The sequence below is a fragment of the Wolbachia endosymbiont (group A) of Campoletis raptor genome (genome assembly GCF_964026755.1).
Classification (GTDB): Bacteria; Pseudomonadota; Alphaproteobacteria; order Rickettsiales; family Anaplasmataceae; genus Wolbachia; species Wolbachia pipientis.
The window spans coordinates 1,388,995-1,409,638 of the sequence record NZ_OZ034695.1 but is presented as its reverse complement, the minus strand read 5'-3'; the positions used below and the strand labels follow the sequence as shown (position 1 = coordinate 1,409,638).

General features: G+C 35.4%; 19 protein-coding genes, 1 tRNA gene and 1 pseudogene. 12 read left to right on the top strand and 9 right to left on the bottom strand.

The features are described 5' to 3' along the window. Positions 1-6: 6 nt before the first annotated feature. Positions 7-804: a phosphoribosylformylglycinamidine synthase subunit PurQ gene (locus AAGD74_RS07175; protein ID WP_338482526.1), complete on the top strand. Its 798-nt coding sequence runs from the start codon at positions 7-9 to the stop codon at positions 802-804. A gap of 422 nt (positions 805-1,226) precedes the next feature. Here the strand turns inward: AAGD74_RS07175 and AAGD74_RS07170 are convergent. The 6 genes and pseudogenes from AAGD74_RS07170 to lipB all read right to left on the bottom strand — a co-directional run. Continuing rightward, a pseudogene (locus AAGD74_RS07170) lies at positions 1,227-1,637 on the bottom strand (IS66 family transposase); the annotation flags it as partial. 10 nt (positions 1,638-1,647) lie between these two features. Then, positions 1,648-2,659, bottom strand: a protein-coding gene (locus tag AAGD74_RS07165; RefSeq protein WP_265029767.1) for an IS630 family transposase whose coding sequence is annotated in 2 segments (ribosomal slippage) — positions 1,648-2,196 and positions 2,198-2,659 — 1,011 coding nt in all. Because the reading frame shifts where the segments join, the coding sequence is not laid out codon by codon here. A 109-nt stretch (positions 2,660-2,768) separates the two neighbouring features. Beyond that, positions 2,769-3,601 (bottom strand): IS5-like element ISWpi1 family transposase gene (locus tag AAGD74_RS07160; protein ID WP_338482219.1). Its coding sequence is split into 2 segments (ribosomal slippage): positions 2,769-3,232 and positions 3,232-3,601, totalling 834 coding nucleotides; the frame shifts between segments, so codons are not numbered across the junction. Between the two features lie 113 nt (positions 3,602-3,714). Continuing rightward, on the bottom strand, positions 3,715-5,097 hold the full coding sequence (locus AAGD74_RS07155; protein WP_007548562.1) for an IS66-like element ISWen3 family transposase: 1,383 nt from the start codon (positions 5,095-5,097) through the stop codon (positions 3,715-3,717). Between the two features lie 383 nt (positions 5,098-5,480). Next, positions 5,481-6,458: an LD-carboxypeptidase gene (locus AAGD74_RS07150; RefSeq protein WP_236514379.1), complete on the bottom strand. Its 978-nt coding sequence runs from the start codon at positions 6,456-6,458 to the stop codon at positions 5,481-5,483. Next, on the bottom strand, positions 6,458-7,075 hold the full coding sequence (gene lipB / locus AAGD74_RS07145; RefSeq protein ID WP_338482546.1) for a lipoyl(octanoyl) transferase LipB: 618 nt from the start codon (positions 7,073-7,075) through the stop codon (positions 6,458-6,460). Before lipB ends, AAGD74_RS07150 begins: the two co-directional genes overlap by 1 nt. A gap of 159 nt (positions 7,076-7,234) precedes the next feature. On the opposite strand from lipB, the gene AAGD74_RS07140 reads away from it, so the two are divergent. Then, complete coding sequence (locus tag AAGD74_RS07140; RefSeq protein WP_341810644.1) at positions 7,235-8,428, top strand: phage portal protein; 1,194 nt, start codon at positions 7,235-7,237, stop codon at positions 8,426-8,428. Between the two features lie 54 nt (positions 8,429-8,482). Here the strand turns inward: AAGD74_RS07140 and AAGD74_RS07135 are convergent, their stop codons facing one another. Both AAGD74_RS07135 and murJ read right to left on the bottom strand, forming a co-directional pair. Beyond that, the gene (locus AAGD74_RS07135) at positions 8,483-11,026 is read right to left on the bottom strand and encodes an AsmA-like C-terminal region-containing protein (RefSeq protein WP_077188342.1); all 2,544 of its coding nucleotides are present in this window, start codon (positions 11,024-11,026) and stop codon (positions 8,483-8,485) included. Positions 11,027-11,029: 3 nt separating this feature from the next. Next, a complete protein-coding gene (gene murJ / locus AAGD74_RS07130) occupies positions 11,030-12,517 on the bottom strand; it encodes a murein biosynthesis integral membrane protein MurJ (protein WP_264707423.1) in 1,488 nt (495 codons plus the stop codon). A 150-nt stretch (positions 12,518-12,667) separates the two neighbouring features. On the opposite strand from murJ, the gene AAGD74_RS07125 reads away from it, so the two are divergent. The 4 genes from AAGD74_RS07125 (at position 12,668) to AAGD74_RS07110 (ending at position 17,016) form a co-directional block, all read left to right on the top strand. Next, positions 12,668-12,743 (top strand) — tRNA-His (locus AAGD74_RS07125). A gap of 187 nt (positions 12,744-12,930) precedes the next feature. Further along, on the top strand, positions 12,931-14,853 hold the full coding sequence (gene mnmG / locus AAGD74_RS07120; RefSeq protein ID WP_341810643.1) for a tRNA uridine-5-carboxymethylaminomethyl(34) synthesis enzyme MnmG: 1,923 nt from the start codon (positions 12,931-12,933) through the stop codon (positions 14,851-14,853). An 8-nt stretch (positions 14,854-14,861) separates the two neighbouring features. Further along, positions 14,862-16,529, top strand: a complete 1,668-nt coding sequence (locus tag AAGD74_RS07115; protein ID WP_077188339.1) for an aminopeptidase P family protein — start codon at positions 14,862-14,864, stop codon at positions 16,527-16,529. Positions 16,530-16,650: 121 nt separating this feature from the next. Further along, entirely contained in the window at positions 16,651-17,016 is a 366-nt protein-coding gene (locus AAGD74_RS07110; protein ID WP_341810642.1) for a hypothetical protein, read from the top strand. Positions 17,017-17,053: 37 nt separating this feature from the next. Here AAGD74_RS07110 and AAGD74_RS07105 read toward each other — a convergent pair whose 3' ends face one another. After that, on the bottom strand, positions 17,054-17,224 hold the full coding sequence (locus AAGD74_RS07105) for a hypothetical protein (RefSeq protein ID WP_264707422.1): 171 nt from the start codon (positions 17,222-17,224) through the stop codon (positions 17,054-17,056). Positions 17,225-17,872: 648 nt separating this feature from the next. On the opposite strand from AAGD74_RS07105, the gene AAGD74_RS07100 reads away from it, so the two are divergent. The 6 genes from AAGD74_RS07100 to AAGD74_RS07075 all read left to right on the top strand — a co-directional run bounded on the left by AAGD74_RS07100 (position 17,873) and on the right by AAGD74_RS07075 (position 20,620). Continuing rightward, positions 17,873-18,517 (top strand): alpha/beta hydrolase, encoded by a 645-nt coding sequence (locus AAGD74_RS07100; protein WP_015589325.1) that lies wholly within the window; start codon positions 17,873-17,875, stop codon positions 18,515-18,517. Between the two features lie 5 nt (positions 18,518-18,522). Beyond that, positions 18,523-19,329, top strand: a complete 807-nt coding sequence (locus tag AAGD74_RS07095; RefSeq protein WP_077188304.1) for an SDR family oxidoreductase — start codon at positions 18,523-18,525, stop codon at positions 19,327-19,329. 232 nt (positions 19,330-19,561) lie between these two features. Then, positions 19,562-19,825 (top strand): transposase, encoded by a 264-nt coding sequence (locus tag AAGD74_RS07090; RefSeq protein WP_338482282.1) that lies wholly within the window; start codon positions 19,562-19,564, stop codon positions 19,823-19,825. Between the two features lie 50 nt (positions 19,826-19,875). Then, the gene (locus AAGD74_RS07360) at positions 19,876-20,298 is read left to right on the top strand and encodes an IS3 family transposase (protein ID WP_410529912.1); all 423 of its coding nucleotides are present in this window, start codon (positions 19,876-19,878) and stop codon (positions 20,296-20,298) included. A gap of 3 nt (positions 20,299-20,301) precedes the next feature. Beyond that, on the top strand, positions 20,302-20,463 hold the full coding sequence (locus AAGD74_RS07080) for a DDE-type integrase/transposase/recombinase (RefSeq protein WP_010082071.1): 162 nt from the start codon (positions 20,302-20,304) through the stop codon (positions 20,461-20,463). Then, on the top strand, positions 20,456-20,620 hold the full coding sequence (locus AAGD74_RS07075) for an IS3 family transposase (RefSeq protein WP_010082072.1): 165 nt from the start codon (positions 20,456-20,458) through the stop codon (positions 20,618-20,620). The genes AAGD74_RS07080 and AAGD74_RS07075 overlap by 8 nt, the downstream gene beginning before the upstream one ends. The last annotated feature ends 24 nt before the right edge of the window (positions 20,621-20,644 follow it).

Genomic DNA, 20,644 nt, shown 5'->3' with positions numbered 1-20,644 from the left:
CAATTCATGAAAATCACAGTCCTATCTGGTTATGGCTTAAATTGCGAAAAAGAAACTGCATTTGCATTTATGGAATGCAGCAGAAAACTTGGTATTGGTAATATTGAAGTAAAAATCGTTCACATTAACGATATCATAGATAATCCAGGTGAACTGAAATTAAGCAATATACTTGCAATTCCAGGGGGTTTTTCCTATGGTGATGACACTGGTGCTGGTAATGCGTTTGCTTTACGTATTAAAAACAACTTGTTGGATGAGTTTCAAGAGTTTTTATCTCAGGACAAGCTGATTATAGGAATATGTAATGGTTGTCAGATATTAGTAAAATTAATTCCAGAATTCTCTAGTCTAGCTTTAATCCATAATTATATAGGCAATTATCAATGCCGTTGGATTAGAGTGAGAGTTAATTCAAAGAGTAATTCTGTTTGGCTACGGGGCCTGAGTGAACTATATCTCCCTATTGCTCATGGGGAAGGCAAATTTTTTATGGATCAAGATATTTTGAACCAATTGATTGAGAGCAATTCCACCGCATTACGTTACATTGATAAAAATGGCAACTATGCTAACCTACAATTTCCTTACAATCCGAATGGATCTACATACGACCTAGCAGCTTTATCAGATAAAAGTGGAAGAGTGCTAGCTTTAATGCCCCATCCAGAAAGGGGAATATTTTTTACTCAGCAAGATAATTGGCCCCTTGAAAAAGAAAAGAGCAAGCGTTTAGGTGTTGCTGTGCCAAAATATGGCGATGGAATGCTTATATTTGAAAATGCACTAAAGTATTTTTGTTAAAATTTATTGATAGGGATTTATGGTCGAAATTATCCCCTGATATTGCAAAAAACTTGCTTGACAAGCCTTGCCAGTCCCCTTATCATGAAACTGAAGCTATTTATTTATCTTCGCAATCTGTGCAGGTTAATGACAAAAAAGTTAGGGTATTTGGCGTCTCATGTTTAATTTTTCGCACTACGTGCATCGCATGTCTTTAAAAATTTCTGGGTTTTTACCTATATAAGCCGAAACGCGCTTACAAAGCGTTTAAGACAGCAAAAAACGTCAAATTGACAAGGGAGAATTTGAATGCTAGCTACTACGAGGTTTCTTTGCCTTCTTTCCTGCTTAGTAAATTTCTTAAACACTTGCGGTGTAGGTTAGTTGCAAGTTAGAAGCAGCTAAATCGCTCTTAATCAGTATCCGTTCAGGAGAGTGGTTTAAGAAACAATAGATAGGAGATTTTGGAAAGGATTGAGACCCCTTTGTTTCCAAGTTAAGTATAATGAAATTATCCGCTCAAGGAATGTATTTCCCCGCTTTGATTGTGTAAAATATGAGTTTTTGCGATAAACGACATAATGCCGAATTTGCCGTTCAGCGTGGTTATTTGTCAGCGGAATATTTTCTGGGTCATCTAAAAATTTCCACATCATTCTTTCAGATCTCAGAACATTTTTTGCAACTCGAGAGGCTCCAATTGCTTCAGGTAAACGAGATATCTCCTTCAAGTAATACTTTGTACGTTTTCTTAATTTTCTGGCACGTCTGACAAACCTCAAAACATCTATCTCACTTTTTAGTAAAGCTTTTTTTAGTGCAAATAATTCAGTGGCCACGTTTCTCAAGTAATACCAATTCTCATTGTTGTCCAGTCAAATAGGAAACATTGCAGAGTTGTTTAATTGTGGAGCTGGCAAGAGAAGTAATAAATTTGCACAAAGCACCCTCAAGTAGAGCAATTGTATCGTATATTTTATTGCGCAAAATGTTCTGTTTTATATATAACCAAAGCCTCTCAACAGGATTTAGCTCAGGTGAGTATGGAGGTAGGTATATAATGTCGATATTTTTAGGTACCTTTAAATTTTTTGACCTATGCCAACTAGCACAGTCCATAACGAGAAAAGCCTCTCGTGTTTCTAGATATTGCGAAATTTGCTCAAGAAATATGTTCATGCAATCAGTGTTGACATTTGGTGCAAATAAGCTAGAACTCTCTCCATTTCTAGGATTAACTGCACTATAGAGATAGAAATTTTGCCTACCTAATTTTGTTTTAACCTGTGTTCTAATCCCCTTTTTAAACCACCCATGTCCAACTTTTGAATGTGTGCCAAACCGTGATTCATCAAAGAAAAATAGCTCTTTTTCTGGATACTTGCTAATAGCTCCATTGAGATTTTTTTTTGAATTCCTCTTGTTTACTTTTATCTTGTCCATTATGAACTGGTCTTGGTGTAATATATGAGAATTTCATCTTTTGCATATGGCGGTGTACTGTAGATTTGCTGATATTTAATCCGAACTTTTCCTGGATTCTTATTCTCATTTCTTTAATGGTGATATTAGGATTTTCTTCTATCCACTCTTCAATTTGCTGTAGTTGAGCCTGATTTAATTTAGTTTTTCTACGACGTTGTGAAGGAGCAAACAGTTTTTCTTCTCTGCCAATTTTCAAGAGTTTTACCCACGAAGTTAGTGCGCTTCTTGAAATGCAATATATTTTTGCTACAGCCGTTATACTGTACTTTTTTGCTGCAATTACAGCATTTAGTTTTTTTGAAACATATGCATTATTCCTTACTTTCTTCAGCATTTCTTTTGCTGATTCTACTACTTTTTCATCCAATAATTTTGATCTTAATGCCATTTAAACCTCGCTATTTTACTTACTTCAGTATGGCTTTTCTTCCATCATTGTCCATCTGTTTGCCCTGTAATGGGAATTGGTATAAGAGGTTGTCCGGAAACTAGTAAATTCAAGCATATTCCCTCTTTAACATAACCCTACTCATAGCTAGGTATATGAAATTCTCAGTGGATGTTGTGAGTAAATCATACTCCTTCGATAGCCTTCTATTCCTATTAACCCAAGCAAAAGTCCTTTCTACAACCCATCTTCTTGGCTGTACTTTAAACCCTTGTTCTCTTGTTGGTAGTAGCTCAGGTGGCGTATCTTTGTGCACCCAAAATCTACATGGAGGCCTTGTAACAATTTCAATATCTATGTCATATTCTTCCTTTGTGTGATTCTTTAAATTTCTTCCTTGGTATCCCATGTCAGCCCACATTTTTTTAACTTTAGTATATTTTGTTCTCATATTGTTTAATGCTATTTTAATACCATCTCTATCATTTTCGTTAGCAGCGCCTACGTAACAACCTAGTATAAAACCCTGAGTGTCTGTAATTATATGCCTTTTTCTACCCTTTACTTTTTTACTTCCATCATAGCCTTTGATCCCCCCTTTTCTGTAGTCTTTACAGATTGACTATCTACTATACAGGCACTCGGCTGCTCATTCCTTCCTATTTTTCTTCTACTATATTTTGTAATTTCATAATTCATTTTCTCAAAAATTCCCTGCTTCTTCCATTGCCTGAACTGCTCATACACAGTCTTCCATAGCGGAAAATCATTTGGTAAATACCGCCATTGACACCCTGTACGCAATACATAGAAAATTGCTTCTAATATTTCTCTTTTGCTATACTTTGGCGGCCTTCCTCCTTTCTTGTATGATACTCTGAAGTGTTTTTCTATTCTTGCCCATTCCCTTTCGCTTAGATCTGTTGGATACTTTTTTCTCATCTTTACCCCGTACTAAAATTTCAGATATTATAGCCTTTTACTTGTTTCCGGACAACCTCTTAGAGGTTGTCCGGAAACAAGTAAATTCAAGCGTATCCGTTCAGGAGAGTGGTTTAAGAAACAATAGATAGGAGATTTTGGAAAGGATTGAGACCCCTTTGTTTCCAAGTTAAGTATAATGAAATTATCCGCTCAAGGAATGTATTTCCCCGCTTTGATTGTGTAAAATATGAGTTTTTGCGATAAACGACATAATGCCGAATTTGCCGTTCAGCGTGGTTATTTGTCAGCGGAATATTTTCTGGGTCATCTAAAAATTTCCACATCATTCTTTCAGATCTCAGAACATTTTTTGCAACTCGAGAGGCTCCAATTGCTTCAGGTAAACGAGATATCTCCTTCAAGTAATACTTTGTACGTTTTCTTAATTTTCTGGCACGTCTGACAAACCTCAAAACATCTATCTCACTTTTTAGTAAAGCTTTTTTTAGTGCAAATAATTCAGTGGCCACGTTTCTCAAGTAACAACCCAGAACTTTAACTTCAATATTCCAACTATGTGCTAATCTTTCAAAATCTCTTGATAAATGTGCCCAACAGATTTGCCTGTTTTTATCGGCAAAATAATTGTATGCTGCATACCTGTCAGTTATTACCAAGCTATTGCGATTGCAGAATTTACTATTTTGTAAAACTTTCATTCCTCTTGACTCTGTAAATTTTACAAAACTTGCCGTATTGCTTGCAAACATCCAACACCAAGCGAGTTTACCTTTGTTATAATGGCTCGTTTCATCAATATGTAGAACTTTACTCCTACTTATCTCTTGTTCGATCTGCTCATACATTTTTTTGCATTTTGAAGCAACTCTATGTTCACTATTTGATATGCTACCGACGCTTATGTTCAAATTGAAGATATCATTTACGACACTCGCTATTTCGCGTTTTGAATTTTTGTAGAATCCGCTGAACGCTGCAATTATTGACTTAACCCTTGGACCAAATGTATCTGGCGTAACACCTTCCGGTAACTTGCTACTTCTTCTCTTTCCGCATCTCCGACAACGGCCATGTTCTAACTGATATTCCACTACATAAGGCTTGATTTCTGGAAGATCAACTTTCTGATGAATATATGGTTTTTCACATATTGCAATTTCTCCTCCGCATTCGCAAGTATTAGGCAACTCTATCTTTACTACTTTATCTGCATCCATGTTGGCGCGAAAACTTCCTTTATGACCAACCTGACCGCCAATATTCCTTTCGCTTTTCGGCTTATTCTTTTTTATTTTATACAACTCTTTGGAACTTGGTATTGATGAATTTTTTGAGCTTAAACCGAGTCTTTCTCTTAACTCAGCATTTTCTATCTTTAAAGCCTTATTTTCTGCTTTTAAACTTTCATTCTCTTTTTCCAATCTTTCTATTTTTGCTTCTAACCTTTCTATTTTTTGCTGTAAATTTTTGCAAAGTTCTAAAAGGTTTACCATATTACTTCACTTTTGCTCTATGATTATCTTCTTAGATCACCTTGTCTACCTTATTCTGCCACTCCGCTGAACGGATACCTTAATCAAGCGTTTTAGAATAAAAAAAACGCCGATATTTTAGTACATAGTGAATAGCCAACCACCACGGGGCTTCTTTTGCCTTTTTTTTCGTTTGGTAAATTTCTTAACATTTATAGCTAAACAATAACCGTCATCCCGCTGCTTGTTAGCGGGATCTATGTTAAGGTATGACGGTTCGTGGCGGTATGACGGTTCATGGTGGTATGACGATAAGCTCGTCATCCCGCTGCTTGTTAGCGGGATCTCTTGTTAGCGGCTGAGATACCGCGGCGGTATGACGTAGAGCTTCGTTAGCTATAAGATTAGCTAACATTTTGCACATCCATAAAAAACAAACCTTCTTTTTCGTCTTGAACGCTAATAATAGCGTGAGTGTTAAAAGGTAAAGGATCATTTGTATGTCCATGGCCTACCCCTTTCATTGTAAATACAGGAAAGTTAACACTTTTTGCAAACCTTTCTTTTATAACTTCAACAAGGTTATCGTTATAGCAGTTAACGAAATCCCCAAAGATTACTGCATGTACTCCATCAAAGATGTGGGCTTGTTTTAGGTGATCTAAACTGCGCTCTATTGCGTATGGGTAAACTCTTATGTCCTCTAAAAATAGAATTTTACCTTTCGCATTTATTTGCCAAGCGGTTCCTATACTATTTTCAACTAGAGTCATATTACCACCGATGATTTTAGACTCTAATCTGCCATCTTTTAGTCTAATGCCATTATTTATCGTCTTTAGGTTATCAAATCTGATAGAATCCCGCTTGTTAAGAATTAACTCTTTCAATTTTTCAACAGAGCTTTCAGAAACGGAGTTATTTACTATCATTTCCAACATGGTGCCGTGAAGAGTTTGCCAATCATATTTAGCTTGTAGATGGATGTGCAAGGCAGTTATATCGCTATAGCCTATGAGGATCTTTTTGTTTTGAGCAATCCTTTCTTTTTTATCATTGGGTAACTTTTCTAGATAGGGAATTAACCGAGAAGCCCCTTCTCCTCCTCTGATACACCAAATTATTTTACTATCATTAGTTAGTGCACTAATCAAATCATTTGCTCTGAATTCATCAGAGTTGGAATAAAATGGATTATCATTACTATATATTTTCTCCGAAATATGGGGATTAAAATCCAAAGCTTCTACATATTCTTTTATAGTAGTCAGATCTGATTCTTTTCCCTTCGAAGAAGGAGCAATAATATCAACTTGGTCGATTGCATGAATACTTGTGTTAGCACATAAAGTGAGAATGAAATATAAAAGATAAACAATCATTAAAATATCTTATAAAACTCTTTTTTTAGTATATCATCCAATTCAGAGAGTGGAACTTTCACTCCTAGTTCTTCCATTGACGTGACGTCATAACCTTGCAACCCACAAGGAATAATACCCTTATAGTGAGAGAGGTCTGGAAAGACGTTAAGCGCTATGCCATGATAAGTTACCCATTTTCTTAAACGGATACCAAAAGCTGCAATTTTTTTTTCTACTCCGTTATGGTTTACCCAAATGCCTATTCTATCCTCTTTAAATTCTCCAAGTATATTAAATTGCTTTAAAACATTTATTATCCACTTACTTAGGTCTCTAATATATAGCTTTATGTCGCATTTATTTCTTTTTTTAAGGTTTAACATTAAATATATGATGCGCTGTCCTGGACCATGATATGTGTGTTTACCACCCCTTCCTGTTTTATATATAGGAAATAATTTTTCAACAACGTCGTCATCTGTTGCACTGATTCCTGCAGTATAAAGTGGAGGGTGCTGGAGTAGCCATACTAATTCGTCTGCTGAATTATTGTGAATTTGTTGAATTTTCTCTTCCATAGATTTTACAGCGCAGTTATAATCAATAAGCTGATTAGATATTAGCCATTCTGTCATGTTCAATTTCTTTTCTTTTTAGTATAGCAGTGCGTTCTTTTCCTGTCACCCAAGTGCTTTCCTTCCGTCATCCCAGTGCGTGACACTGGGATCTATGTCTTAGTTTAACTACAGAATCTAAAACACTTTTAACTTTTAAACATCTTTCATGAGGCACATATGAATTTCAACATCTTTCAAAGAAAAAAAAGCGCAGTATTTACTAAATATTCTGCTTTGCAGCTAATGATGGAGCCAAGTTGGAGTAAGCGTGATTATGTAAGTTTTGCTGAGGAAGGTTACATAAAAAATGTTATTGCCTTTCGAGCAATCAATATGATTGCAAGTGCTGCATCTTCGGTACCTTTTACTCTCTGCCAGCTTACTGAACAGGGAAAATCGCAACTAAAAGCCCATCCATTACTGAAATTACTTTATTCTCCTAACCCAATGACATCAAAATCGGAATTTATTGAGGGGATTGTAACTTATCGGTTAGTTAACGGCAATTCTTATATATTGATGATTGAGTCACAGAATAGTAGAAAACCACCAACAGAGCTTTATCTTCTGCGCCCAGATAGGGTTGAAATTGTTCCAGGGAGAAATAACGTTCCTTATATCTATCGTTATACCATAAATAACAACAGTTATGACTTTAAAGTTGATAAACCAACCGGACGTTCAGCAGTGTTGCACCTAAAGACCTTTAACCCTTTGAATGATTGGTATGGGCTATCACCGATTGAGGCAGCTGCATATAGCATAGATCAGCATAATCAGGCGGGTGCTTGGAATCAAGCGATGTTGCAAAACGGAGCAAGACCAAGTGGTGCAATAGTTGTGAAATCAGCAAAGGACGGGAGTGGTGGAAGTTTAAGTCAAGAGCAGTACCAACGCTTAAAAGCGCAGATAAATGATCATTATTCAGGTTCTATAAACGCTGGAAGACCGATATTGCTTGAAGGAGGCTTGGAGTGGAAGGAGATGAGTCTTTCGCCGAGGGATATGGATTTTATTGAGTCCAAACACAGTTCAGCTCGTGATATTGCCCTGGCTTTTGGCGTTCCGCCGCAGTTGCTTGGCATACCAGGTGATAACACTTATAGCAATTTAGTCGAAGCACGCTTATCCCTCTGGGAGCAGACGGTTTTACCAACGCTAGAAAATATTATCTGTCACCTGAATTCTTGGCTGACACCAAGATTTGGTGAAGATCTGTGCTTGTCGTACGACAAAGATGCAATAGAAATTCTCATGGAAAAGAGACAAAAGTTGTGGAAATACGTAGAAAACGCAAGCTTCATGACGCTCAACGAAAAGAGAGAAGCATTTGGCTTGCCACCACTGCCAGGTGGTGATGAGTTAGGTTAAGTTTGTATCCGTTCAGATGAGTTTATTGTCCCCTAAACCGTACACCTAAGTAAATTAACTATTTTTCTTGCCAACCAGAGCGATGAAGATTTGGTCTACATCAAAACTCATCTTAGGACGCCAAATAGGGCCATCCAAGTGCATATCGATATAGATTGGATTACTATAGTTTGGTGGTATGAAAAAGAACCTGAATATAGAATTTAAAGTGAAGTTAGATAAGGTTAAATTAGAAGAGATCGACCCTGATGCTTGATCAATCCCGAACTGTAAACTAGTTGAACATATACCACTCTTAATACTTGCTTTTCCGCTAATATTTTCAAAAAATGTTTTACCATTATATATATCAATATAAGCAAGTGTGGAGATTTCAGACTTATTATTACTGCTTAACAAATTAGTGATAAATGAATTGAAATCTACATTAGTAACTTCTATTCCTTGCGCTTGTAAGTTTACATCTCCTGATAAGTTACTAGCCCAATCATGAAAACTTTTTCCTTGAGTTTTGATTTCACCATTTAAGCTTACCTGACCATTTACATTGTCAATTCCTATAACCTTACCAATCTTTTTAGTGTCCAAATTTACAATAGAAAATCTTGTATTTATTGAGTCTGATCTTAAATAACCCTGAAAAAACACTTGCCCGCGTTCTAATACGTAACTTGCCTGCCTGATAGTGATAGTGTTGTTTCTCATTACCGCATCCAAATTAAAATCTTTTAAAACATTCTGCTCGGTTTTAAATTCTGCAGTATTGATTTGCACATTTGCATCAAAGCCTTCTTTATCATCCAAAAAATCAAGCTGCTTTGTTGACCATTGAATTTGATCTATCTCATTTCTTGAATTTCTTTTCGTCTCTACTAAATTTGGTAATGTAATAATTTTTCCATTAAATTTACTGCCCGTAAGGTTAACATCTAATAAAGGTTTGGCGTATTTTTGATCTGCTAATATTTTTGCATTACCGGTAATATCGAAATCTTCTCCAGATAGTTTTATTTTATCTGCAACTAGCTTACCTTTTTCCATTTTCAGCAAAAAATCCAAATTTTTAATTTTCGTATCATTCAATGTAAGGTTATTAACACGGGCCTTTATATTTGTATCATACTGAAAATTTTTCAGCCATTGCATTTTAGGTAAACTGCTAAATAATGAATGATCATATTTATCTGCATCAAGATTATGCATGCTAAATTCACCATTGACCACATTGTGTTTTTTTGTATGGCTTACTCTAATTGACCCTTGCAAGGATTCCTTATTGTTTAGCAGTCTAATGTCTGAGATAGATAATATTCTTGGTGCAAGGTGCAGTTTAGAACTTAGTGTAAATTGATTTTTCTGGTTTTCTTTCATCTTTATAGAAGGGAAAAAACATGAAATGAATGACTCAAAATCATTTCCTTCGACTAATAAATCACCGTTGAATTCAGATAGGACATTATTGTTTGAGATCTCTCCTGATAAGTAAGATATATTATTGATTCCAGGAAATTTAAGAAGCGTATTAACTTTTACTTTGCCATCAGTGGATTTTAGTACAGCACGGAAATTGTCCAATATTTTGTTTTGATATTGAATGTTAGAAGCTTCTATATTAAAATTTAAGCTCAAGTTCTTTGGCACAACTGCTCTAAAGCATTCCAGAAGGTCTTTTATATTTGTTGTTTTTTGTGAATCATTTTGTATGGAATCTAAGTCAACTTTACTGAAGCTAATATTGAGATTAGTGTGATCGCTTTTTCTATCGTTTTGTATTGTACCACTGGCTTGCATGCTTTTGGAATCAATTTTTAAGTCAGTTACCGTAAACTCACTTTCGTTAAGACTTATATTGGATGATATCTTGATATTTTCGCTAGGAATAACACAAGGGAGAAAGCTAAGATTAATGATTTTTGCTAAATTACTCACAGAACCGGAACTATTATTAATCGTTAGTGTTAAATTACCCTGGAGTTCTTCTTGATTTCTATTACCTGTAAATAGCAAATTTACAAAATTTGATTCAACACTAATGTGTACGTCCCTTTTTGTGATATCAACCTTTCCTGAAAAATCGTAATTATTATCACCTACCTTTACTTTACCAGAGAATTGCCTATTTTTTTTTACAGCAACCTCCTTTATGTTAACAATATCAGCGAAATCACTCTTAAAACTTACTTGGCTGTCTTTTATTACTATATCAACTATGTTACCACTGGCTTTTGCATTTATAATATTAAGTAAATTTTCTTTATTGCTTTTCATGCCAAACAATGTGATTGACTTTGGTTGCAATGAGAATAAAAGCAACGATAGGAACGATGGCCTTATTTCAATTTTTCTTACACTAATTAAATCTGATAACTTTTGCTCTTTATTCTCGTTGTATTGTATATATACATTATAGATAGTGAGCTTTGGGGTAATCAACGAAACTTTAATTTTTCCTCCAATATGCACTTTAGCATCATACGTCTTCTCCAACTCTTTTATAACATATCCTTTGTAGCCACTCCAATCCTTAAAAGTTGCAGCAACATGCATGAGAATTAATAGCAGCGAGATTGATAATATAGCATATAAAGAAAGTCTCATAATTTACACATGCTTAAAGTTTCCCTTAAATATTAAATAGAGAATACCAAAATAAACAATAACACTCAAAGCTATTAAAGTCGTTAAATAAACAATACGAGCCAACATTTTATCAAAAAATAATCCTGCCAACAAAGAATTAAAAATATAAAGGGCTATTGACATGACTGCCGTTGCTACAAAAATTTTCATGACATTTAACAATAACGCTTGGCTAACCTTATACATTTTATTTATTGTTAAATAACTAATTAATAGAATGGAGTTTATCCAAGTGGAAACGGAAGTAGCAATAGCAATCCCCGTATGCTGATACTCGTTCATTAACAAAAGGTTTAGCACTACATTAATTCCAAGACACATTAGCGAAAATATGGTTGGTATTTTCAGATTGCCTTTAGCAAAAAATGTAGGTAGCAATACTTTATTTATAATAAATGCAGGTAAAGAAAGAGAAAATGCTATTAAAGTGGGAACAGTTTGCTGCACTGCATAATGATCAAACCGGCCGTAAGAAAAAAGCGTAAGTAAAATTATGTCGGGAATAATGATAAAGGCAGCAGTTGTTGGCATAATTAACATTAATCCTATGTTGAGAGCCTTGTTCTGTATTTTGACTATATTTTCAGTATTATCCACCTGTTTTGAAATTAAAGGAAGAAGCACTGTACCAATTGCAGTACCGATTATTCCCTGCGGTAGTTGATTTAGTCTATCGGCATAATATATATAGGACACCGCATTTGGTATAAAACTCGCCATGATTGTATCAATCCATAAGCTTATTTGAGTTACACAATTATTGATAATTGCAGGTACCACACGCTTAAAAAATAACCTTACTTCATTGCTTAATTCAAGGCTAAAAGAAAAAGCTGCCTTTAATTTATATGCACTAAATAGCATCAGCAACAACTGAAAAACTCCTCCTATCAGCACAGCTATAGAAAGGTTGTGCGCTGAGGTTTTTACGTAAGGCACAAACAAACTGATGATTAAACAAAGATTCAAAACGATTGGTGCAATAGCTGTTGAAGCAAAATGCTGCTTTACTTGCAGCATTCCACCAATAAGTGATGCAATTGAAACAAAGATTATGTAGGGCATCATAATTCTTGATAAAGTAACAGTAAGGGTAAACTTACTTTGGTCAAATCCAGGAGCAAAAATTTGAATCATATAAGGGGAGAAAGTTTGCATAATAAGGCAAAAAATTACTAAGATAATAAACGTAATGGATATTACACTACTTGCAAAATTAAATGCCTTTTTATCATCGTGTGATTCTGTTGAATATAACGGTATAAAGGACGTGGTAAATGCTCCTTCTGCAAAAAATGCTCGAAATAGATTGGCAAAGCGAAACGAAGAAAAAAATATGTCTGCAAGAGAGTTTGCGCCAATAACCGTAGCAATTAATACATCCCTTATTAACCCTGAGATCCTTGAAATAGCCGTAAAAAAACTAAATGTGAAAATACTTTTAAACATACCACTACTTCATTAGTGTCAATACAATTAACTATAATGGTAAAAGTATCAATGAAAATATTTATTGGCTAAACTTAAAACCCTCTGCAAAAAGAGAGTTAAATAATCAATTGACTATTTGCGCTCTTATGTTAGAAATTTTATATCTTGGCGGGCGTAGCTCAGTTGGTAGAGCGTCAGTTTGTGGTACTGAATGTCGCCAGTTCGATCCTGGTCGCTCGCCCCACTAAAACCCGATAATTTGAAAAACCGTCATCCCGCTGCTTGTTAGCGGGATCTAGAGATACCGTGACGGTATGACGTGAGTTAGCTATACATTGGCCACTGATGATTGAAATAGTTAATTACTGTAAAATTTGACATTAACCGCTAATAGTTAGAATATTAGTAGAGTAAGAATTACTCAAGAAGGCATGCATAAATATGATGTAGTAGTAGTAGGTGGTGGTCATGCAGGGTGCGAAGCTGCTGCTGCTGCAGCTCGCCTTGGTGCAAACACGCTGCTTATAACTCATAAAATTTCAACTATAGGGGAAATGTCCTGCAATCCAGCAATCGGAGGAGTTGCAAAGGGCGTTGTAGTCAGGGAAGTTGACGCTCTTGATGGAATAATGGGAAGAGCAATCGATCAAGCAAGTATACACTCAGTCATTTTAAATAGCAGCAGAGGTGCAGCAGTATGGGGCCCGCGTGCACAGGCAGACCGAAAATTATACAAGCAAGCAATACAGGAAATTATTCTAAATTATAATAATTTGACGGTAAAAGAAGAGTCGGTTGACGATTTTCTTATAGAGAGTAATAACAATGGAGAATTGTGCATTAAAGCTGTAATAACAAGCTCAGGGGAGCATATACTGACAAGTAAAGTCGTTCTAACTACAGGGACTTTTCTGCGGGGTGTGATTCATATAGGAGAGCAGGTAACTCCTTCAGGGAGAATGGGAGATAAGCCTGCAGTAGAACTTGCAAATACGTTGAAGAAATATAATTTTAAATTAGGTAGATTGCGCACCGGAACTCCGCCAAGGCTTGATCGTGGCACTATAAACTGGTCAATATTGCAAGAACAAGTGGGTGATAATCCACCTGTGCCGTTTTCTTATCTCACAGAAAAAATTAACCAACCTCAGGTATCATGCTTTATTACCCATACTAATGAAAACACGCATAAAATAATTCGAGAGAACCTTCACAGGTCAGCTTCTTCATATTTGGATGATATTATAGCACCAAGATACTGCCCATCAATTGAAGTTAAAGTTAAAAAATTTGCAGAAAAAAGTAGCCACCAAATATTTTTAGAACCAGAAGGGCTGGATGATGATACTGTATACCCAAACGGAATTTCAAATTCATTGCCTATTGAAGTGCAGCGTGAAATGATAAAGAGTATCAAGGGACTTGAAAATGCAGAAATACTAAGACCTGGATATGCAGTTGAGTATGACTATATTGACCCACGAGAGCTGTTTCATACTCTTGAAACCAAGAAAGTCAAAGGCCTATATTTTGCTGGCCAAATTAATGGCACCACTGGATATGAAGAAGCAGCAGGGCAAGGAATTATCGCCGGAATTAATGCAGCACTCTCTGCATTTGAAAAAAAAGAAAGCTTTGTTCTCCATCGTACAGATTCGTATATCGGTGTAATGATAGACGACCTGGTCACCAAAGGGGTGATCGAGCCTTATAGATTATTTACCTCACGTGCAGAATATAGGCTAGCTATCAGGTCAGACAATGCAGATAGAAGATTAACACAAAAAGGTTATGATATTTCCCTTGTTTCGCATGAGAGATACTCTGTTTTACAGAATAAACTTGAATCCATTAAGCAGCTTGAAGAGAAGTTAGGGAGTCTGACGATTACTCCTGAGCAGCTTAGGTCTTATGTTATCAAAATATCTCATGATGGGATAAGAAAAACGGCACTAGATTTACTTAGCTATCCAAACATCGACTGGAATAAATTACAAGAAATATGGCCGGAGTTAAGCAGCATCACGCGCTGGGATGGCACCGCAATGGGTAGCATAACTAAGAATGAAATATGCGAAGCGGTTGAAATTGAAGCGAAATACAAACCTTATCTAATAAGACAAGAAGCGGATATGAAGTTTTTACGAGAGGAAATTAACACTCAAATTCCAATTGATTTCAACTATTCACAAGTTAAAGGCCTGTCAAGTGAAGTAATAGAAAAGTTGCAGACGATAAAACCAGCAACAATTGGCATTGCAAAGCAAATACAAGGCATCACTCCTGCAGCGATAGTTAGCATATTAGTGTATTTGAGAAACAGGAAAACGAAAGTGGCTGCTAATTTTGTATGAGGTGTTCTATGTCAAAAATCGAAGAATTTCGTTCTTTTATGCACGAGATAAACGTTGATGCATTTATGTTGCATACTAAAGATGAATATTTAAATGAGTATTCAGAGGAGCTAACAAAGCTGTGTGGCTTTACAGGAACAAATGGGCTACTTATCGTTACAAAAGACAACAAGTGCCCATTTTTTACGGATGGACGCTATATCACACAAGCTCGCAATCAGCTCGATCGGGGCAATTTTCAAGTATATAATATACAAGAAGAGGATCCACGCGAATGGATAAAAGCAAACTTAACATCGACTGCCTCACTAGGTTATTATTTGCAATATTTTACCATAGAAGATATAAGAAAGTATGAGAATATCTGTAAATTAATACCCTGTTTAGCTGGAAAAAAAAGTGACTATCGAAAACAAGCAGTGGTTTTACATTCTATTGAATATGCTGGTGAAAGTAGTAAGGACAAATGTGAAAAAGTCGCTAAAAGTATAGATAAAGAAGCTGAAGTAGTGCTTTTAACTGATCCAAATTCAATTTCATGGTTATTAAATTTAAGAAACGAAAATGCTAAATATACTCCATGTATATTGGGCCGTGCTATATTGTATAAAAGCGGTAATGTTGATTTGTTTATTCAAGATAAAGAACATTCAACTATAGAAGCAAATTTAGGCAATCATATAAATATTTTTGATATTAGTGAGCTAGAAAATTCGCTGCACAAGCTAAATTCAATAGTTATAGATCCAAACACAACTCCAATGAGTATCATGGCTGTAATAAAAGATAAACAGGTAGCTGAAAGAGAGGATCCTTGTTTAATTCATAAAGCAGTAAAAAATCAAACTGAAATAGCTGGGGCTATAAATGCGCACATCAGAGATGGAGTGGCAGTTACAAACTTTCTACATTGGCTTGAAAATAATGTTGGTACAGAGCTTGAAGCTGAAGAGAAACTCTTAGAATACAGAAAAGAGCAGAATTTGTTTAAGCAACTAAGTTTTCCAACAATTTCAGCATTTAATGAGAATGGAGCAATAATTCACTATCGTGCAAGCAGTAAGACGAATAAAGTAATTCAGAAAGATGGACTGTATTTGATTGACTCTGGTGGCCAGTACCTTGACGGCACAACTGATGTGACAAGAACTGTAGCAATTGGCAATCCAACTGATGAACAAATAACCCACTATACAATAGTACTCAAAGCTCACATTGCTATAGCAAGTGTCATCTTTCCTCCTGGCACTACTGGTGGAGAATTGGATATATTAGCACGTACGCATTTATGGAAATTTGGAATGGACTATATGCATGGTACAGGGCATGGAGTAGGAAGTTACCTATCAGTACACGAAGGACCACAAGCAATATCAAAGGGAAATAAAGTGAAACTCACGCCAGGCATGATACTATCCAACGAACCTGGCTATTACATTCCGGGAGAGTATGGAATAAGGATTGAAAATCTGATGTATGTTGATAAACATAAAAATGGTTTCTTGGGATTTAAACAACTAACCTCTATTCCATATGATAGAAGGCTAATAAGTGTGCAAATGCTTACTAAGGATGAAATTGAATGGATAAATGGCTACCATCAATTTGTCTATAAAAACTTAGAAAATAGCGTAAAAGATAAGGAATGGTTAAAGAAGGTATGTGACCCTTTATAAGCAAAGGAGCATTTTTTATTATTTAAAAAGTATTAATGCAATTGTGACAGGTATTTTGTATTGTTTTTAATTTTAAAATAATATATAACAAAGAACACGTATTTTTAGGTAGGTTATAATTATGATAGACAAAGGGCAAGAAGATGAATTTATGAAGCAGTATATGGATACTTGCAAAGAGCAAATAGAAAAATTAGCCAAGGATCCTGAATTGCTTAATCAGACTTTAAAACCATTTATGCAAATGTCTCAGCAGCTTATGGCTGGCGGTATGTTAGAAGGGGCTATGCCTGGCATGATACCTGATTTGGGCAGTATGGATGTTAACAAGATGATTGCTCAGATGAAGGAAATGATTGACTACATAAGAGGTAACTATAAGGAACTAACGAAAGAGCACAGCTCGCAGATTCAAGAGCTTGATGAATCCAGTAAAAAGCTAAGAGGCTTAGTTAAAAAATTGATAGAAAAGATCGAAAGTAAGTAAATAACATCTGGATTTCTGTCATTCTATATACAACTTTCTAGTTGGACGGTAAGTCGAGGTCAATTATTGATGTCATGAAAGTAGCTGACACTGGTTCCTTTATGACGGCAGTGCCCAGAGGTGTCATCCCAGTGCTTGACACTGGGATCCAGTTCTTATTACCTGGTGTAAAGTTAAGTTTCCTGGATTCCAGTGGGCTTTGTTGCATCGCTAGCTATGATGGATTAAAGATAAAAAAGATAGCGAATATCAGTAGCTTATTATTCTGGTATTTATAACAAGAACGGTCAGTGAATACCTAAATTTGAGTAAAAGAAATTTCACTACCACTCACTAATCTGGCTAAAATTCAAGAATTTCAATGCTTTAGCTATTTTCAATAGAATTAAATTTATTAATATAAATAACAAATTACTATTCTTAAATTTGATCAGATTGATTGCAAAAAAACAAGATTTTCAATAGGTTGCTTATAATCCTAACTATAGTTAGCCTTTCATAAGTAGCGATGCAACAAAGCCATTCCAGTGTCAAGCACTGGAATGACAGCAATCCTACGTCATACCACGATTCATTCCATAGCTGTACGAACATTGTCTAGCAGGAGGGTGTCATCCCAGCGCCCCTATGATGTCATCCCAGTGCTTGACACTGGGATCTAGAAAAATTGATTGTGCACTATGCAACATTTTCGATCAAAAGCTGGATTCCAGTGTCAGCTACTTTCATCTGCCACGCGAATTGCCTGCAAATTGCAATGTTCATACAGTTATGAGCTAGTGTACATAATTGCACATTGGTTTTACAAATTTGAAAATTAGTGTTAAATAAAAATATAAACGCAAAAGGAAAAGAAATGATTGAACTTAAAGGCCCAGAAATTTGTGCAGGCGGAAATAAGAAAAATTTGATTATTTTTTTACATGGTTGGGGCTCAAGTGGCGATAATTTTATTCACCTTGCCAAAGTTATGAGCAAGTTTTTACTGGGTTCATATTTTGCAGTACCCAATGCTCCGTTTGAGAGAGAAATAGGTGATGGTTATCAGTGGTTCAGTTTGGAAGATCGTAGTGAGGAAGCGCTATATAATGGAGTAAAAAATGCTACATCAATTGTAAATCATTTCATTGATACAAAATTAAAGGAGCTTAATTTAAAAGATACGCAACTTTCTTTAGTTGGATTTTCTCAAGGAGCAATGCTTGCAATACATACAGCTCTCACCCGCTCTCAATCCTGTGCATCAGTTGTTGCATACTCTGGTAGATTTCTTTCACCTTCAAAAACTGCACCAGAGATCAAGTCAAAACCTAACATATGTGTTATCCATGGTGATGCTGACGACGTGGTACCTTTTTCGTCCCTCGACTTAGCGGTTAAAGCTCTGAAAGAAAATGGAGTAAATGTTGAAGGACACCCAATTCATGCATTAGGGCATATTATTAATGAAGAGGGAATAAAATTAGGAGTAGAATTTATCAAGAAGAATTTTAAAAATTAATTTTCATGCACTTGTTTTGCTTTGGTTATGGATATGTAGCTAAATTTTTATCGAAAAAATTACTGAACTTAGGTTGGAAAGTCAGTGGCACATCAAGAAGTAAAAATATACAAGATGTAATCCTCTTTAATTATGAGAAAGTTAGTCAAGATCTGCTTAAAAGCGCAACGCACGTTTTAATTTCTATTCCTCCAGATGGTGATGATGTTGTGGAGAGATACGGTGATTGCCTGCAAAATGTTAAATGGCTTGGTTATTTGTCTGCAACTAGCGTCTATGGTGATCACTCTGGTAATTGGGTGGATGAGGAATCTGAAACAAGACCTATAGAAATCAGAGGAGAAAAGCGCCTTAAATCTGAAAAGAAGTGGCTAAATAGCAAACTGCCTGTACATATTTTTCGTTTAGCTGGAATATACGGCCCTAGTAGGAACGTGTTAATTGACTTGCAGCTTGGCAAAGCAAGAAATGTGAAAAAAGAAGGGCATTTTTTTTCTCGTATTCACGTTGAAGATATATCAAATATTTTATTTTCTTCCATGCAAAACATAAAACCTGGTGAAATATACAATTGTGCAGACGATTTACCCACTACACAATCTGAAGTGGTAATGTATGCTGCCAAACTTCTCAATGTTAGCCCTCCAGAGCCAATTGAGTTACCAGATTATGCACAGAGTTTTTATTTAGGATCAAAGAGAGTAAGTAATGTTAAAATTAAAAAAGATCTTAATGTCTCTCTAATTTATCCTAACTACAAGGTGGGATTAGAGAGTTTGCACGTAAACAAAACTGAAATCACATCAGAATGATAGATAGGCTTATTGTCACTGCCATTAAGTTAAGGAAAGAATGGTTAAAAACTGAACTAAAAAGTCAGAAATAATTAAGGATTTATGACAAATGCTGAAACAGAATAGAGTAAACTTTAAAGCAGATAAACTCTGAAGTGTAAATTACTTAAGAAATAGTGACCTTACCCAGAAAAAGTGGAGAGAAAGAAAAGAGTTTTTTTGGGTAAAATAAAATTTTGGAGGATTAGAAATGGTAAGAGAATATACGGCAGAATTCAAATTGGAAGCTGTTAAGCTGGCAAATGAACAAAGAAAGGTAGGTCAACCAGTTGCAAAAGTAGCAAGAGATCTAGGAATAAGAGATAGTGTATTAGGAAAATGGATGAAGAAATATAACGAAAAAAAGTCAGCGGCAAATGCATTTCCAGGTAGAGGTAACATGGCTCCTTACAACAAAGAGAGGTTTGATTTACAAAGAGAGTTAGCAAGAGTAACAAGGGAAAGAGACATTTAAAAAAAGCCCTGGCCAGTCAAAAAGAGTAAAATATTTTTTTATAAAAGAGCATAGTAACTGCTATAAAGTACAGGAATTATGTAGGATTTTCTGCTAGTGGCTACTATAAGTGGACTACAAGGAAAATAAGCAGTAGAGAATCAGCAAATAAAGAGTTATTAGCAGATATTCAAAAAATATATCAAGCTTTTAAATGTAGATATGGAGCTCCTAAAATTCATGCTGAATTGAAGGCTTTGGGTAAAAGTTGCAATTTGAAAACGGTGCAAAGTATTATGCAGAAAAATGACATCAGGGCTATACTGAGAAGAAAGTTTAAAATTAAAAAACAACAAACAGATAATAGAGCTGTAGCTCCCAATATACTAGATCAAAACTTTATTGTTGATCAACCAAATAAAGTATGGGATTACTTACATCAAAACCAAGGAGGGATGGCTATATTTGGCAGCAATAATTCTCACGTATGGTAGTTAATGAGTAGTGCAATAAATAAACAATTGGTTATGAACTCTTTATTAATGGCCATTAATAGGCGTAAACCTGTTAAAAATCTACTGCTGCACAGTGACCAAGGTTCACAATATACTGCGCAAGGGTATCAATATCTCTTAGCTGTAAAGAATATAGATGAGTAATAAAGGCTGTTGTTACGACAATTCTGTTGCAGAAAGCTTCTTTAGCTCATTGAAAAGAGAAATACTTATTGATACTTCACAACACTCTGCTCAACAAACTAGAACTGCAATATTTGAATACATAGAAATTTTTTATAACAAACAACGTCACTATTAACTATTGCATTCCAGAACAATTTGA